Below are 14,189 nucleotides of genomic sequence, written 5' to 3' on the forward strand. Positions count from 1 at the left end.
TAAAGCCTAGCACTGGATTGAACCAAGATTAAATTTTTAACTTCTTCAAAGGGTTAAAATTGGCTCGCAAAAAAGAATGATATTTTTCAAAAGCAGTAAAAAAATTGCAGTATTTTCTGGTTACACTGCGCGCGTTTTAAATTGGTGTACTAATTGCTATAAGCAATCTCGTTTCATTTTAAATTCGTTCTGGAGAAGTAGTAATGGGCGTAAGATCAGCACTAAGGAAAGAGTTAATGGGGTTACAGGATTCGTCACTATTAGCCGCAGATGATGTGCGAGCTTTGCTAACAAAAGCAATCAAAGCACAGCCCGAAAAGTCAGAACAAGGCTTCGCGTTAATTTCACGTTTTAATGATAACCACAGCCAGCTTGCCTATGGAGAGGAGAGTAAAGAAAAGTTACTTGAGTATCAGGTTCACCGCTTATTTAAAGATATTCTTTACACTCGACGCAGTGTTGATAAATGGCTAAGTTACCATTTAAATTAGTTGATTAATCAGCTTTCCTTTAATAGACTACATTTGTAATCTTTTGGGGGAATAGTATGAACAGGATGTATATTTGGTGTGTGTTGCTATTGTTAGTTGGTTGCCAACAGCCAACTGTTTATGTTTATACAGAAAACTTAGACGCACAGCAGCAAGCTCAGCTCGATTTAGCCTTAAGTGCTCAGCGTTTACCTTATAAATACACGCAACTGAGTGTGCCGCGAGAGTTTGGCGACGCGACTTTGATGTTATCCGAAGATAAAATTTTGACTGAACAGACTGAGATCTTAGCTGGTATCATGCAGCGACTGGGTTATCAGCCTGAGATCAAATACACCACCGCCGCAAATCACTTTTACAATCATGGCAATATTGGCTTTTATTTAAGAGCTAAAAATACCACAACTAGTTTTACTATGCCGACTCGTGTACTCACCACCGGATGTGTTGAAGACAAGTATAATGATCTTGCTGTTACATTTAATAATAAGCAGGCACACTTTACCCTTACAAGCGGTAGAAAAGTCTCCCTTGATTGGGATTACTTATATGGCTACCTAGTTATTTACTATAAAAACTATTCGCAAAGTTACAGCCATTTAACGCCAGAAGTGAGTACCCCATTTGGTATGAAACCATCAGACACCTACCGTTACACAGCACGGGTTAATGAACCAAGCTGGTTGAATTGCTCGTTACAAATTGTGTATATGGATTAGCCGCGTGACTCTAGATAATTACTGAGCTTAATGATGCGTTCACTCATACCTTCGATGATACGATCTTTTATTTTCTCACGGATTACATTTGGTAGTCGAGTAAGCGCTTCTGGTGTGATTGCAAGTACGATAGTATCGATCTTAGCTCGCGCACTAGTACTTCGTTCACGGTTATTGATAAACGCGCCTTCACCAATAAATTCACCAGGCTCTATGCTGCCTAGCTCAACTAAATGGCTTTGCTTAAACACGGTAAGAGAGCCACTTAGTACAATATAAAGGCGTTTGTCATTATCAAATTGTTTAAAAACCGCACGGCCTTGTTGTACTAAATATAAGTGACTAAACGATTCTAATAACACCTGTCGTTCACTGAGAGAAAACTCTCTAAAAAACGACAGTCTGTTAATGATTTCCATTTGTTTAATAAGCGGAATATGCTCGATTAACTTCATTGATTCACTGTGTTCATAGTGTGAAATTTAGCTAATATTGCGCTCTTTTAGCTTGCGGGTCAACGTATTACGCCCCCAACCAATTTTGATGGCTGCTTCTTGTTTGTGGCCTGCACAGTTTGCAAGTGCAGTTTTAATTAAGCGAGTTTCTAATTGTGCTTGAATCGCAGGCCAAATATTCTCTTTGCCTTGTTTAAGTTCAAGATTAAGCCATTGCTGAAATGCATCTAGCCAGTCGCCTTCTTGCTCTGTGGGAGCTGCGGCAATAATTTCGGGAGGTAAATCTTGCTCGCTGATAAGCTCACCCGGTGCCATTACAGTTAACCAACGGCAGGTGTTCTCTAGTTGACGAACATTGCCAGGCCAATTGAATAGGCGTAATTGCTCAGTGGCTTTAGGGCTTAAAATTTTGCTTTCGACTTGCAGCTCTTTAGCACTTTTATGTAAAAAATGTTGTGCGAGGCGCTCAATATCTTCGGTGCGTTCTCGTAGGGCGGGTAGGCGCAAACGCACGACGTTTAAACGGTGGAACAGATCGTCACGAAACTTCCCTTGTTTAACCAAGTCTTCGAGATTTTGGTGAGTTGCGGCGATAATTCGCACATCGACCTTTATGCTTTGATGACCACCAACACGGTAAAACTCACCATCGGCTAACACGCGTAATAAGCGAGTTTGCACATCAAGCGGCATATCACCAATTTCGTCTAAAAATAATGTGCCGCCATTTGCCTGTTCAAAGCGACCTTTACGAATGCTGTCAGCTCCTGTGAATGCGCCTTTTTCATGGCCAAATAATTCAGATTCGACTAATTCTTTAGGAATGGCAGCCATATTGAGAGCGATAAACTGGTTTTCTTTGCGTGGACTGTGGTTGTGTAGGGCACTGGCGACAAGCTCTTTACCTGTACCCGATTCGCCATTGATTAACACACTCATACTTGAAGCTGATAATTTACCAATCGCACGAAACACCTCTTGCATAGCAGGTGCTTCACCGATGATATGCGCATTGGTTTGCGGCGCTAATTTACGTTTGGTTTTTTTTGTTGAGTTAGCACGACATGCGCTTTCTACCAATGCTACGGCTTCATCTAAATCAAACGGTTTGGCAAGATACTCAAATGCCCCTTTTTGAAACGCATTAACTGCAGAGTCGAGATCTGAGTGGGCAGTCATGATGATCACAGGTAAGCCAGGATTTTGCTCAGCAATTGTTTCTAGCAATGCCATGCCGTCCATACCTGGCATACGCACGTCAGAGACGAGCACTGTGGGCTGGCTAAATTTTAATGCATTAAGTACATCTTGTGCATTTGCATAGCTTTGGGTGTCAAATCCTGCTCTTGCCAGCGCTTTTTCTAATACAAAGCGTATTGAGGCATCATCATCAACTAACCAGACTGTTTTCATGATTACTCCAAAAAACCATTAATCCGTAAAAGGCAAATAGATATTAAATTCTGTATGGCCAGGCCAACTGTCACAGTCTATGTGTCCGTCATGCTGGTCAACCAAGGTTTGCGCGATGGATAAACCAAGCCCTGAACCATTTTCTTTATTGGTGATCATGGGATAGAACAAAGTTTCTTTTAGATTCTTATCTATACCTGGACCATTATCCGAAATTTGGATCAGCAAGGTTTTTTTCGGCGCTTTACCAGGACGTCTATGCTGGTGGTTAATACGGGTTTTTATTCTGATTTCACCACCATCAACGAGAGCCTGTTGGGCATTACGAATAATGTTCAACACCACCTGTTGAATTTTACTTTGATCTATATACACATTAGGTATGCTCGGATCATAGTCTTTTACTAAGGTGATATTCGCACTATTATCCAGCATGCTTAGCTTGATTACTGACTCAAGTGCTTGGTGAATATTGCCATAGGATTTGTGGGGCAACTGATTCGGGCCAAGCAAGCGGTCGACTAGCTCTCGCAATCTGTCTGCTTGCTCAATAATAAGCTCTGCACATTGATCTCGTTCTTGCTGATCAACCTCATACTGCAATAATTGCGCCGCTCCGCGAATTCCACCTAGCGGATTTTTAATTTCGTGCGCCAAACCACGTATTAAATTACGCGCAGCTTGATATTGATGCATTTGATTAGAGGCTTGATCGTGACGAATTTCATCGTCCATTTGGCGGCATTCAAATAAAATGTAGTTTTTATTTTTGCTGCTGAGCCGTCGCGTACTGATTGTTAATTTAGCATGGCGAGAATCGATGAACACCACGTCAGCTCTATGCTGATGGCAATCAACACCATCGAACAGTGAGTACTGGGCGATGCGTTTTAAATCAATTGAGTGATAGTTAAATAGATTATCGAATGGTTGGTTGATAATACGTTTAGGACCTAAACCTAAAAGCTCACTTGCACTGTCATTTGCATAAACCAGTTTGAAGTTTCGGTCGAGCAAGATAACGGCAGTACTTAAATTTTTCCAGATACTGTCGAGTATTTCTGAGTCGAAGGGAGTATTACTGAGCATGTTTGCACCATTTTAGTGCGTTGCGATTGAGCATAGCTTAGCACAGCCATTCTGCATTGTGAGGTATCTATTTTAAAAAGTTAATTGCTGTTTAATACAGATGCTCGATGCATAAAAAAGGTGCTTACTGGGCTAACCGAAACGAGTTTATTATTCTCATTAAAAAGCTTAGCTTGCAGTGTGTGTTCGCCTCGATTGACTTCTCTAAGTGCAAAGGTTGTACTGCTACTGGCAACACCTAAAGGAGTGCCATCAACAAGGAGTTGTACCTTAAAGCCTGTTGCAAAGCGTGGGCTAATACGAGTTGTTACATAAACGGAACCAGTATTCTCTCTAACGGTGGCTTCATTTTCAGGTGAGGCTATTGTCACTTTAAAATTAACCGGTGTAACGTTCGGGCTGCTATCTAGAATGCTCGTATCGGTCGCTGGCATAGTGAGATTTTGCGTATTTAGCTTTACTTCAGTTGCGCCTGGACGTGGTGTATCAGAAAAGACTAAAACACCATTTCTATCCTTCCACGAATACACTTTCTTCTGAGCGGTACCATGGCTAAAAGTACTAACAAAAATTAGTACTGCTAACAATAAAGTTATGCTTTTCACTCTGCAACCCTGCATTTCTTAATCTATTTAAAACTGTAGAGGAGAATACGTCGAATTACCATTAAAAAAGCCCGCAAAGCGGGCTTGAGAACACACATTTATTATCTGATATAGATAATTCTGCTACAGCGCAATTACACGCTGTAGTACATTTCAAACTCAACTGGGTGAGTTGTCATGTTAAGCTTTTCAACTTCTTTGTTCTTCAGTGAGATGTATGCATCGATTAGATCGTCAGTGAATACACCACCTTGGGTTAAGAATTCACGGTCAGCGTCTAAAGAAGCAAGTGCTTCGCTTAGTGAAGAGGCAACTTGTGGGATCTCAGCAGCTTCTTCAGCTGGTAAGTCGTATAAATCTTTATCCATAGCGTCGCCAGGGTGGATCTTGTTTTTGATACCGTCAAGGCCAGCCATAAGCATTGCTGAGAATGCTAGGTATGGGTTAGCTGTTGGATCTGGGAAACGTACCTCGATACGACGTGCTTTTGCAGACGGTACCACAGGGATACGGATTGAAGCAGAACGGTTACGTGCAGAGTATGCAAGCATTACTGGTGCTTCGAAGCCTGGTACTAGACGTTTGTACGAGTTAGTTGACGCGTTAGCGAATGCGTTGATTGCTTTAGCGTGCTTGATGATACCACCGATGTAGTAAAGTGCTTCTTCAGAAAGACCCGCGTACTTGTCACCAGCGAAGATGTTTACGCCATCTTTACCTAAAGATTGGTGACAGTGCATACCAGAACCGTTATCACCTACAAGAGGCTTAGGCATGAAGGTTGCTGTCTTACCATAAAGGTGAGCCATGTTATGGATAACATATTTCATCTCTTGGATTTCGTCTGCTTTTAATACCATGGTATTGAAGCGTGTTGCGATTTCGTTTTGACCCGCAGTTGCAACTTCATGGTGATGAGCTTCTACAACTTGGCCTAGTTCTTCAAGAACTAAACATGTAGCTGAACGCCAGTCGTGTGATGAATCAATAGGTGAACATGGGAAGTAACCACCTTTAACGCCTGGACGATGGCCTTTGTTGCCACCTTCGTAGTCTTTATCTGAGTTCCATGCAGCTTCGATATCATCAATTTTGTACATAGAACCAGACATGTCTGATTTGTATTTTACATCATCAAATAGGAAGAACTCTGGCTCTGGGCCGAATAAAACAGTATCAGCGATACCTGTTGAACGCATGTATTCTTCAGCGCGTTTTGCAACAGAACGTGGATCACGCTCGTAACCTTGAAGTGTTGAAGGCTCAACAACGTCACAACGTACGATTAAAGTAGCTTCTTCAGAAAATGGGTCCATTTTAGCAGACTCAGGTACAGGCATTAGTACCATGTCTGATTCATTGATGCCTTTCCAGCCAGCAATTGAAGAACCGTCAAACATTTTGCCGTCTTCAAAGAACTCTTCATCAATTTGGTGATGAGGAATAGAAACATGCTGTTCTTTACCTTTGGTGTCAGTAAAGCGTAAATCAATGAACTTAACGTCATTTTCTTTGATAAAATCTAAAACCGATTGTGACATGTGTCCTCCAATTGTTGGGTTTTATTTTTGCTGCATTATTGCTTTTGTTTTATATAAGCTGATTTCATGCCATATTTTTAACATGTTGTTTAGGCTTATAAAAAAAAATAGAATAGGGTTTTGTTAAAACTATTTGCACAACTTTGGTGCGTAAAAGTTTCATTGTGGTGCATTGCTTTTTCACAATGCCAAATGCACAGAAATTGAGCATACCTAATAAATGAACTCTGAGCTTGATTTACTCTGAAAATATGGCTCATAACTCAGAATTTCGCCAATTCTTACTGTTTGAAATGAACAAAGTTCATAAATTTGTCATTTATAAAACAGATACTTAGAAAAAGCTTGAAGAAAGTTTATAAATTTACATTGGATAAACTTTCATCCATGCCATTATTAAGGGATAATATGCGCCCTTTTAAATCCTATGCTGGGACATCTGGTGAAAACTCAGATGAGTGCGTAGATCTTGCAGGATCAATGAGATTCAATTTCTCTGAGAAAAAATATGAGCATCGAAAAGTTAAGAAATATAGCGATTATCGCCCACGTTGACCACGGTAAAACAACTTTGGTTGATAAACTGCTTGAGCAATCAGGCACATTAGAAACGCGCGGCGGTAACGAAGAGCGCGTAATGGACTCAAACGACATTGAGAAAGAGCGTGGTATTACCATTTTAGCTAAAAATACAGCTATCTCTTGGAATGACTACCATATCAATATCGTAGATACCCCAGGACACGCCGACTTCGGTGGTGAAGTAGAACGCGTACTTTCGATGGCTGACTCAGTATTACTACTTGTTGATGCTCAAGAAGGTCCAATGCCACAAACGCGTTTCGTAACGCAAAAAGCATTCGCACAAGGTTTAACGCCGATTGTTGTTATCAACAAAATCGACAAACCAGGTGCACGTCCTGACTGGGTTATGGACCAAGTTTTCGATTTATTCGATAACCTAGGTGCAACTGATGAACAGTTAGACTTTAAAGTAATCTATGCATCAGCTATCAACGGCTGGGCAACAATGGATTTAGACACGCCATCTGACAACATGGAACCTATGTTCCAGATGATCGTTGACGAAGTATCTCCACCGGATGCCGATCCTGAAGGTGCTCTTCAAATGCAAATTTCTCAGCTTGACTACAACTCATACATCGGTGTTATCGGTGTAGGTCGTATCAAGCGTGGTACTGTTCGTCCTAACCAACAAGTAACGATTGTGAGTGCAGACGGTACTAAGCGTAACGGTAAAGTTGGCCAAGTAATGAGTTACTTAGGTCTTGAGCGTCACGAAGCAGAATCTGCGGGCGCAGGCGACATCATTGCAATTACAGGTCTTGGTGAGTTAAAAATCTCAGATACTATCTGTGATGTAAATACCGTTGAAGCATTACCACCACTAAGCGTTGATGAGCCGACAGTAACAATGACTTTCTCTGTAAACACATCACCATTTGCTGGTAAAGAAGGTAAATTCGTCACTTCACGTAATATCCTTGAGCGTTTACAAGCTGAGCTTGTACACAACGTAGCACTACGTGTTGAAGAAACTGATAACCCAGATAGCTTCCGTGTTTCTGGTCGTGGTGAGTTACACTTAGGTATCTTAATCGAGAACATGCGTCGTGAAGGTTACGAGCTTGCTGTATCTCGTCCACAAGTAATCCTTCGTGAAGTTGATGGTCAAAAAGAAGAGCCATACGAAACACTTACAATCGACTGTCAAGAAGAGCACCAAGGTTCTATCATGGAGCAAATTGGTCTTCGTAAGGGTGAACTAACAGACATGTCTCCAGATGGTAAAGGCCGTGTACGTATGGACTTTATGATCCCAAGTCGTGGCTTAATTGGTTTCCAAACTGAATTTATGACATTAACCTCTGGTTCTGGTCTTCTTTACCATACATTCGATCACTACGGTCCACATAAAGGCGGTACTATTGGTGCGCGTAAGAATGGTGTAATGATTGCGAACGCAACGGGTAAAGCACTTACTAATGCATTATTTAACTTACAAGACCGTGGTAAGCTATTCATCGGTCACGGTGTTGAAGTTTACGAAGGTATGGTTATTGGTATTCATAGCCGTGACAACGACCTAACAGTAAATGCACTTAAAGGTAAGCAACTTACTAACGTTCGTGCATCAGGTACTGATGAAGCGCAAACATTAACGCCACCACTAAACTACACGCTTGAGCAAGCGATTGAGTTCATCGATGATGACGAGTTAGTGGAAGTAACACCTGAGAGCATTCGTATTCGTAAACGTCACTTAACTGAAAGTGACCGTAAACGTGCGAGCCGTCAAGCTAAAGACTAATAACGTCTTTTAGTTTTAAAAATATAAAAACCGTCGTATTGAAAAATACGGCGGTTTTTTTAGGCCTTTAAAATAAAGAGCTTCTAGTGACAACTCTTAACTTGTAAAATAAGACTGCCTACAAAAACAAAGGAATCGATTTAATGGACAAGGATCAAGTGGACGCGCAAATTGCTTTTTCTCAGATGCAGCGTAATGAATCCATCAATGAGAAAATAGATGCGCTCAGACCTAAGTGGTGGTCTATTATCAGTAAGTATGCAAGTTTTATTTTCACGCTTTTAGTTGTGCAATACTTCTTTCCTGAAACGATTGACCAGCCTGTTTTCTACTTTATTTTACTAATGATTTTTAATGTAAGTATTGCCCAATACTATGCAGATAAACAATTACATAAACGATTAGACTTACTTCATAGTTTAATAAAAGAGACGAAAGTCTAACCGTTTTGGTGTGTTAGATTGATAGGGGCAAGGTTTTACTACAGTGACACTTGCTCACCTTCATTCAGTATATATACGGGTACTTGGCTGCTCATGTCTTTTTGCATATGCAGTAATCGTAGCAATGCAGAGTGACTAGAATGGTCGCCCATTTGCCAGCTTGCGTTACCATACCCCCATGGGATCATCACTTTACAGCTTAGCTCCTCAGCTGCATTTAACGCATCTTCAGGTGTTGTGTGTACATAGCGGTACCATTTGCCGCTTTCTTGGTGGTAATAGGACGCTATCGGCATCAAACACACATCAATTTCGCCGTATTTTTGTTTAATATCCCGAAAATGTTTTGAGTAACCGGTATCGCCAGCAAAAAATAAGGTTTTTCCGTTTTGTTCGAGTAACCAACCATTCCATAAATCTTTATTGTGATCTTCATAAATGAAAGGCACTAAGATACGGCTGCTAAAGTGGTGAGCTGGCACGGCATGAATCGTTAAATCATTAATCTTGGTACTTGCGTACCACGCCATCTCTGAGATAGTAAAACCACCGGTAGGAAAATTATCTGCAAATCCTAAAGGCACTAAATAGCGTGGACCATTGCCAATTTCTTCTATATCCGCTTTGTTAAAATGATCATAATGGATGTGTGAGTACATCACCGCATCTAGGCCATCAAGCTCTGTTTGTGTTGGCCAAGCCCCAGGTTTGCGATAGATACCGCCTGCGAGTTTGAAGGCCAAGTCTACAGGTGAATCAAACTGATCCTTAACGGGGTCAAACAGCAACTGCTCACCACTGGGTGATTGAATATAAAAGCCTGCATGACCTAACCAGCGAACTGTAAAGCCTGAATCGACTTTAGGTACTATTTGTTCGCCTTGATAGTGGCATTGTGAGTTGCTGTCGTTGCATACAAGCAGCTCAGACGTTTCATAGCAATTGTCGGTGCAGGTTGTTGGGTACTCTTTTTCACCGGGGTAAAGGTTATGGTAACGACCAGCCTGCTCTCCTTCGGTTTTTAACGGGGTAATCGTACCTTCGCCAGCAATAACATTAACAGTGTTAGAGTGGCTACAAGCTGCTAAAAGTGCTGCGGCGATAAGTGTAGGAAGTGTTTTTAAATGCATAACATGCTTACTTTTTATTCTTTGCCACGAGTTTAGCAAAATAAGATTTAAGATAAATCATTAAAAAGTAACAAGAGGTTACATAAAAAAGCCTACGTTTAAGTAGGCTTAGTGAAATTTGCGCAAGATGATTAGCTTGCTTTATTCATTTGCTCAATGAATTTATTTGAGTCTTCAATCGACTTATTCATATCATCCATTAAAATTTTGATGTCGCGTTTTAGATTCGTAAACTCGCCTTTGATAGCTGTTACAGCTTGTGCATTAAGGTTGTGTTTTAGATACAGCACGTTATCGTGAAGCGATGTTAATACAGGCTCCATTTTACTCTCAGCACTGCGCATTGAGCGTAACAGTTGGTCAAATTGGCGCTTGGTTGCATTAAGCTTTTTGCTGCTTTCACGCTTTAGAGAAGCGCTTTTATATTGCTCAAGCTCATCGCTCCATTCATCGAATAGCGCTTCGGCTACATCTTCAACTTTGTTGATGTTGGTGGTTACTTGATTCGCAGCTGCAAGGCTTGATTCATAATCATCATTGAGTTGGTTGTAGGCATCTTGTAGTTCGCCACCATCAAAGTTGATTAATGTGGTCAGCCTCTCTAATGCTGATTGAAATTCTTCTTGTGACTCTTGTTGAGACTCTTTAGTTTCTTCAACACGGTCAACTAAAATATCGCGCTTATGGACACCTACAGACTCCATGGCTGAATAATAAGCTGACTGACAGCCTGATAATGCCATGGTAACTGCAAATAGTGGTGCGCTTAAAAGTGTCAGTTTTTTCATTGAGTTCCCTTTTTGGATGCCTGTCATTTCAAATTATGTGGCGGATTGCTATGATTATCAAAACATTTTAGCAGAAAGTTGATTCTATGGATGAGAAGCTCAGTCGTTTTAAGCTGCAAATAAGTATTTTCCTAAAGCAGCAACCTAGTTGGTGGATGCAGTATTTGACGCGATGTATCGATGATCAAATTACGGTTAATGCTGGCTATTTGGCGTATGTGACCTTGCTATCGATTGTACCACTTGTTGCCGTGGGCGTGGCGATATTTTCTGCATTTCCTGGGTTTGAGAGTACCTTAGTGACAATCGAAAACTTTCTATTTACTAACTTAGTTCCCACATCGACTGATGTTATTAAAGAGCATATCAGTTCTTTTGCTGGTAACGCAAATAAGATGACGGCAGTCGGGGTCGGCTTTTTAGCGGCTGTGTCGTTGTTATTGATTAGAAATGTCGATGCTACCCTCAATCGTATTTGGCGAATCAAGAAAAAACGGCCGATGATGATTTCTTTTGCCGTGTATTGGATGGTTTTAAGCTTAGGACCTGTGTTATTGGGGGCAAGTATTGGCGTGACCTCTTATATTGTGTCGTTAGTGTCTTTTGCAGATCAAGGGATCCCCGGTTTTAGTGGATTCTTATTAAAGCTTTTACCTTACGTTATTTCCATGGTGGGCTTTATTATGCTCTATACTTTAGTACCTAACACACGAGTTCCATTTAAGGCGGCAATACCAGGGGCTTTATTTGCAGCCATGTTGTTCGAGCTGACGAAAAAAGGTTTTGCACTGTATATCAGTCATTTCCCATCCTATGAGGTTATTTATGGGGCCCTGGCGACCATTCCTATTTTGTTTGTATGGGTATATTTGTCGTGGATTGTTGTTTTACTCGGTGCAGAGTTTACCGTTTGTATCAGCCCGGAAAAAATTGAAGACACCCCTGATATAGATATTTAAACCAACTGCACCTAAGGAGAGCAAGGTGCAGTTTCATCCACAATACGTAGCTAACCGCGACTATCATCTGAGTGTAGGGGATGGTCATCAAATTCATGTTCAGGAGTTCGGAGAGCCCAGTGGCATCGCTGTCGTTGTCTGTCATGGGGGGCCTGGTTCTGGACTATGCCCTGAAAATTGTCGGTTTTTCGATCTTCAGCGTTATCGTGTAATTATGTTTAGTCAGCGTGGATGCGGTCACTCTACACCCCACGGAACGCAAGCGAACACGACCCAAGATTTGATCTCTGATCTTGAATTTTTACGCATCCAGCTTGGCGTTAAAAAGTGGCTTGTTAGTGGTGAGTCTTGGGGGGCAACATTGGCTTTGCTCTATGCGATTAGTCATCCTGAATCCGTTGCAGGGCTGCTTCTACGTGCTAGTTTCTTAGCCTGTGAAAGTGATTTTGCATGGTTGTATTCACAACAAGGGGCTGGCGCCCAATTTTACCCAGAAAGCTATAGAGAATTTGCAGGAGAACTGCGCGATTGGTCGCAGCTATTAGATTTTTATCAATGCCAGCTTAGTAGTGAAGACCAAATAAATGCTAATAAGTATGCAAAAAGATGGTGTCATTGGGAGCAGGTTTTATGTCACGCTGAGCCATGTACAAGCTGGTGTATATCTGAACCCCACTCAGCACTGAATCAAGCACGCTTAATGGTTCACTACTTTCGTCATCGTTGCTTTATTGAGGATCACTATATTACGAAACACAGTAATATATTGGCGCATATCCCTACTTGGTTTATTCATGGTCGAGCTGATTTGGTGTGTCGTTACAGTGCGGTGCAGCAATTAGCAGAGCGGCTCAATGCGCAATTGTTGATATTAGATGGCATTGGGCACAGCAGTGATAATCAGGTATATTTGGCGGCAATGCGACGTGCCGCAGATTTAATGTATATCAAGTTATCGAGGGAGCAATGCAAGGCTTAATTCAAAGAGTTACACAAGCGAAAGTAGAAGTGGCAGGCGAAGTAGTGGGTGAAATTTCACAAGGTATTTTGCTGCTATTAGGTGTGGAAAAACAAGATACTGAGCAAAGCGCTCAGAAGCTTTTACATAAAGTTAGTAATTACCGCATTTTTACCGATGAACAAGGAAAGATGAACTTAAGTTTGAATGATATCAAGGGAGAGCTTTTAGTGGTTTCGCAGTTTACGCTAGCGGCTGACACTAAAAAGGGCATGCGTCCAAGCTTTTCAAGTGCGGGCACACCAGCGCAGGCAAATGAGTTATATGAGTATTTTATCGCTCAAGCAAAAGAGGCCGGTTTACGTGTAGCGACTGGGCAATTTGCAGCTGACATGCAAGTGAGCCTGTGCAACGATGGCCCTGTAACGTTTAACCTATCAGTATGATTACTTTGTGATCATGACGATATGATTGACGTAGTTAGGAATTTTTTCAATACTTGGGCGTTTACCAAATTCAGTGATGAGTAAGTGCTCAAGTTGTTTTAGCTGTGATGGATGGTTTGACAGAAAATTTATGAATAGTAAGCCATCTTTTGCCATTGCTGCACGTAACTTGGCATAAAATTGATGTTTAAATAAAAATAATGGTGCATCTACTTCACTGAATAAATCTAAAATAATCCAATCATACTCATGGCCTTGCTCTAACACCTGCTGAGCATCGAAGCAGCGTAAATTATTATCATGATGACCACCAAAATAACGTTTGTAGCAGTGAATAATATCGGGGTTTTTATCAACAGAAGTTAAGTGGCTTTGCGGGTAGGTATGCTGTAAATAATTTCGGATAGCACCTCCACCTAACCCCAGCTCGAGTATTTTGTTGGGTTCCTCCAACTCTTGCCAAAGCCTTGCAAGGTACTGTAAATGAGGGAAAAGTAATCGTGCAGGGCGACGCTTTTCGACTACAGATTGTAATGTTTCATTAATTAGCAGCCAGCGAAACTGATTCATTTGTCTTACTTGAATAGACTCCCTGCCTTGCTTATGCCAATAAATAAGCTGCCCGAGCCTGTGGCAATCTTCAATGAAACACTGTTTTATCGCGCCACTGGGTTCAAAAAAATGTTCCATATTTCGGGCCTTTAAGTTTTTGTGTATAAAGTATGACAATTACTTCAGCATAGACCAGCCTAGCTAAAGTGCCAATTGTGCAGTAGTTTTTACAGCGAAGAATAATAATTTTGGCTAGGTCACCAAAGTA

15 protein-coding genes are annotated in these 14,189 nt (G+C 41.3%); 7 read left to right on the plus strand and 8 right to left on the minus strand.

Annotated elements, in window-relative coordinates:
* Positions 1 to 203 precede the first annotated feature (203 nt).
* Positions 204 to 491 carry a hypothetical protein gene (locus PAARA_RS06210; RefSeq protein ID WP_062568216.1) on the plus strand — a complete coding sequence of 96 codons (288 nt, stop codon included), beginning with the start codon at positions 204 to 206 and terminating at the stop codon, positions 489 to 491.
* A gap of 56 nt (positions 492 to 547) precedes the next feature.
* Entirely contained in the window at positions 548 to 1,210 is a 663-nt protein-coding gene (locus PAARA_RS06215) for a hypothetical protein (RefSeq protein WP_062568217.1), read from the plus strand.
* On the opposite strand, the gene PAARA_RS06220 is transcribed toward PAARA_RS06215, so the two are convergent.
* From PAARA_RS06220 to glnA, 5 genes are all read right to left on the minus strand, one after another.
* Entirely contained in the window at positions 1,207 to 1,665 is a 459-nt protein-coding gene (locus PAARA_RS06220; RefSeq protein WP_062568218.1) for a cyclic nucleotide-binding domain-containing protein, read from the minus strand. The two genes, PAARA_RS06215 and PAARA_RS06220, sit on opposite strands and share 4 nt — an antisense overlap.
* Positions 1,666 to 1,692: 27 nt before the next feature.
* Complete coding sequence (gene ntrC / locus PAARA_RS06225; protein WP_062568219.1) at positions 1,693 to 3,078, minus strand: nitrogen regulation protein NR(I); 1,386 nt, start codon at positions 3,076 to 3,078, stop codon at positions 1,693 to 1,695.
* Positions 3,079 to 3,096: 18 nt separating this feature from the next.
* On the minus strand, positions 3,097 to 4,167 hold the full coding sequence (gene glnL / locus PAARA_RS06230; RefSeq protein ID WP_062568220.1) for a nitrogen regulation protein NR(II): 1,071 nt from the start codon (positions 4,165 to 4,167) through the stop codon (positions 3,097 to 3,099).
* Between the two features lie 80 nt (positions 4,168 to 4,247).
* Positions 4,248 to 4,772 carry a DUF4124 domain-containing protein gene (locus PAARA_RS06235; RefSeq protein WP_228074387.1) on the minus strand — a complete coding sequence of 175 codons (525 nt, stop codon included), beginning with the start codon at positions 4,770 to 4,772 and terminating at the stop codon, positions 4,248 to 4,250.
* 134 nt (positions 4,773 to 4,906) lie between these two features.
* Positions 4,907 to 6,313: a glutamate--ammonia ligase gene (glnA, locus tag PAARA_RS06240; protein ID WP_062568222.1), complete on the minus strand. Its 1,407-nt coding sequence runs from the start codon at positions 6,311 to 6,313 to the stop codon at positions 4,907 to 4,909.
* 508 nt (positions 6,314 to 6,821) lie between these two features.
* Here glnA and typA point away from each other — a divergent pair.
* Both typA and PAARA_RS06250 read left to right on the plus strand, forming a co-directional pair.
* Entirely contained in the window at positions 6,822 to 8,645 is a 1,824-nt protein-coding gene (typA, locus tag PAARA_RS06245) for a translational GTPase TypA (protein WP_062568223.1), read from the plus strand.
* A 143-nt stretch (positions 8,646 to 8,788) separates the two neighbouring features.
* Positions 8,789 to 9,088 carry a hypothetical protein gene (locus PAARA_RS06250; protein ID WP_062568224.1) on the plus strand — a complete coding sequence of 100 codons (300 nt, stop codon included), beginning with the start codon at positions 8,789 to 8,791 and terminating at the stop codon, positions 9,086 to 9,088.
* A gap of 38 nt (positions 9,089 to 9,126) precedes the next feature.
* On the opposite strand, the gene PAARA_RS06255 is transcribed toward PAARA_RS06250, so the two are convergent.
* A complete protein-coding gene (locus PAARA_RS06255) occupies positions 9,127 to 10,218 on the minus strand; it encodes an MBL fold metallo-hydrolase (RefSeq protein WP_062568225.1) in 1,092 nt (363 codons plus the stop codon).
* Positions 10,219 to 10,349: 131 nt separating this feature from the next.
* A complete protein-coding gene (locus PAARA_RS06260; protein WP_062568226.1) occupies positions 10,350 to 11,006 on the minus strand; it encodes a DUF2959 domain-containing protein in 657 nt (218 codons plus the stop codon).
* A gap of 86 nt (positions 11,007 to 11,092) precedes the next feature.
* On the opposite strand from PAARA_RS06260, the gene PAARA_RS06265 reads away from it, so the two are divergent.
* From PAARA_RS06265 to dtd, 3 genes are read left to right on the plus strand one after another with little or no spacing between them, the layout of a single operon-like run.
* A complete protein-coding gene (locus tag PAARA_RS06265) occupies positions 11,093 to 11,965 on the plus strand; it encodes a virulence factor BrkB family protein (protein WP_062568227.1) in 873 nt (290 codons plus the stop codon).
* A 25-nt stretch (positions 11,966 to 11,990) separates the two neighbouring features.
* A complete protein-coding gene (locus PAARA_RS06270; RefSeq protein WP_062568228.1) occupies positions 11,991 to 12,944 on the plus strand; it encodes an alpha/beta fold hydrolase in 954 nt (317 codons plus the stop codon).
* Positions 12,932 to 13,369 (plus strand): D-aminoacyl-tRNA deacylase, encoded by a 438-nt coding sequence (dtd, locus tag PAARA_RS06275; protein ID WP_062568229.1) that lies wholly within the window; start codon positions 12,932 to 12,934, stop codon positions 13,367 to 13,369. Before PAARA_RS06270 ends, dtd begins: the two co-directional genes overlap by 13 nt.
* On the opposite strand, the gene PAARA_RS06280 is transcribed toward dtd, so the two are convergent.
* Positions 13,370 to 14,059, minus strand: a complete 690-nt coding sequence (locus tag PAARA_RS06280; protein ID WP_062568230.1) for a spermidine synthase — start codon at positions 14,057 to 14,059, stop codon at positions 13,370 to 13,372.
* Positions 14,060 to 14,189 lie beyond the last annotated feature (130 nt).

This window comes from Pseudoalteromonas arabiensis, assembly GCF_001550155.1.
Classification (GTDB): domain Bacteria; phylum Pseudomonadota; class Gammaproteobacteria; order Enterobacterales; family Alteromonadaceae; genus Pseudoalteromonas; species Pseudoalteromonas arabiensis.

Excerpts from the sequence above, each read along its gene's own strand:
- PAARA_RS06260 (WP_062568226.1), bottom strand. The coding sequence starts at position 11,006 with ATGAAAAAACTGACACTTTTAAGCGCACCACTATTTGCAGTTACCATG.
- glnL (WP_062568220.1), bottom strand. The coding sequence starts at position 4,167 with ATGCTCAGTAATACTCCCTTCGACTCAGAAATACTCGACAGTATCTGG.
- typA (WP_062568223.1), top strand. The coding sequence starts at position 6,822 with ATGAGCATCGAAAAGTTAAGAAATATAGCGATTATCGCCCACGTTGAC.
- PAARA_RS06280 (WP_062568230.1), bottom strand. The coding sequence starts at position 14,059 with ATGGAACATTTTTTTGAACCCAGTGGCGCGATAAAACAGTGTTTCATT.
- PAARA_RS06255 (WP_062568225.1), bottom strand. The coding sequence starts at position 10,218 with ATGCATTTAAAAACACTTCCTACACTTATCGCCGCAGCACTTTTAGCA.
- PAARA_RS06210 (WP_062568216.1), top strand. The coding sequence starts at position 204 with ATGGGCGTAAGATCAGCACTAAGGAAAGAGTTAATGGGGTTACAGGAT.
- dtd (WP_062568229.1), top strand. The coding sequence starts at position 12,932 with ATGCAAGGCTTAATTCAAAGAGTTACACAAGCGAAAGTAGAAGTGGCA.
- PAARA_RS06250 (WP_062568224.1), top strand. The coding sequence starts at position 8,789 with ATGGACAAGGATCAAGTGGACGCGCAAATTGCTTTTTCTCAGATGCAG.
- PAARA_RS06220 (WP_062568218.1), bottom strand. The coding sequence starts at position 1,665 with ATGAAGTTAATCGAGCATATTCCGCTTATTAAACAAATGGAAATCATT.
- PAARA_RS06265 (WP_062568227.1), top strand. The coding sequence starts at position 11,093 with ATGGATGAGAAGCTCAGTCGTTTTAAGCTGCAAATAAGTATTTTCCTA.
- ntrC (WP_062568219.1), bottom strand. The coding sequence starts at position 3,078 with ATGAAAACAGTCTGGTTAGTTGATGATGATGCCTCAATACGCTTTGTA.
- PAARA_RS06215 (WP_062568217.1), top strand. The coding sequence starts at position 548 with ATGAACAGGATGTATATTTGGTGTGTGTTGCTATTGTTAGTTGGTTGC.
- glnA (WP_062568222.1), bottom strand. The coding sequence starts at position 6,313 with ATGTCACAATCGGTTTTAGATTTTATCAAAGAAAATGACGTTAAGTTC.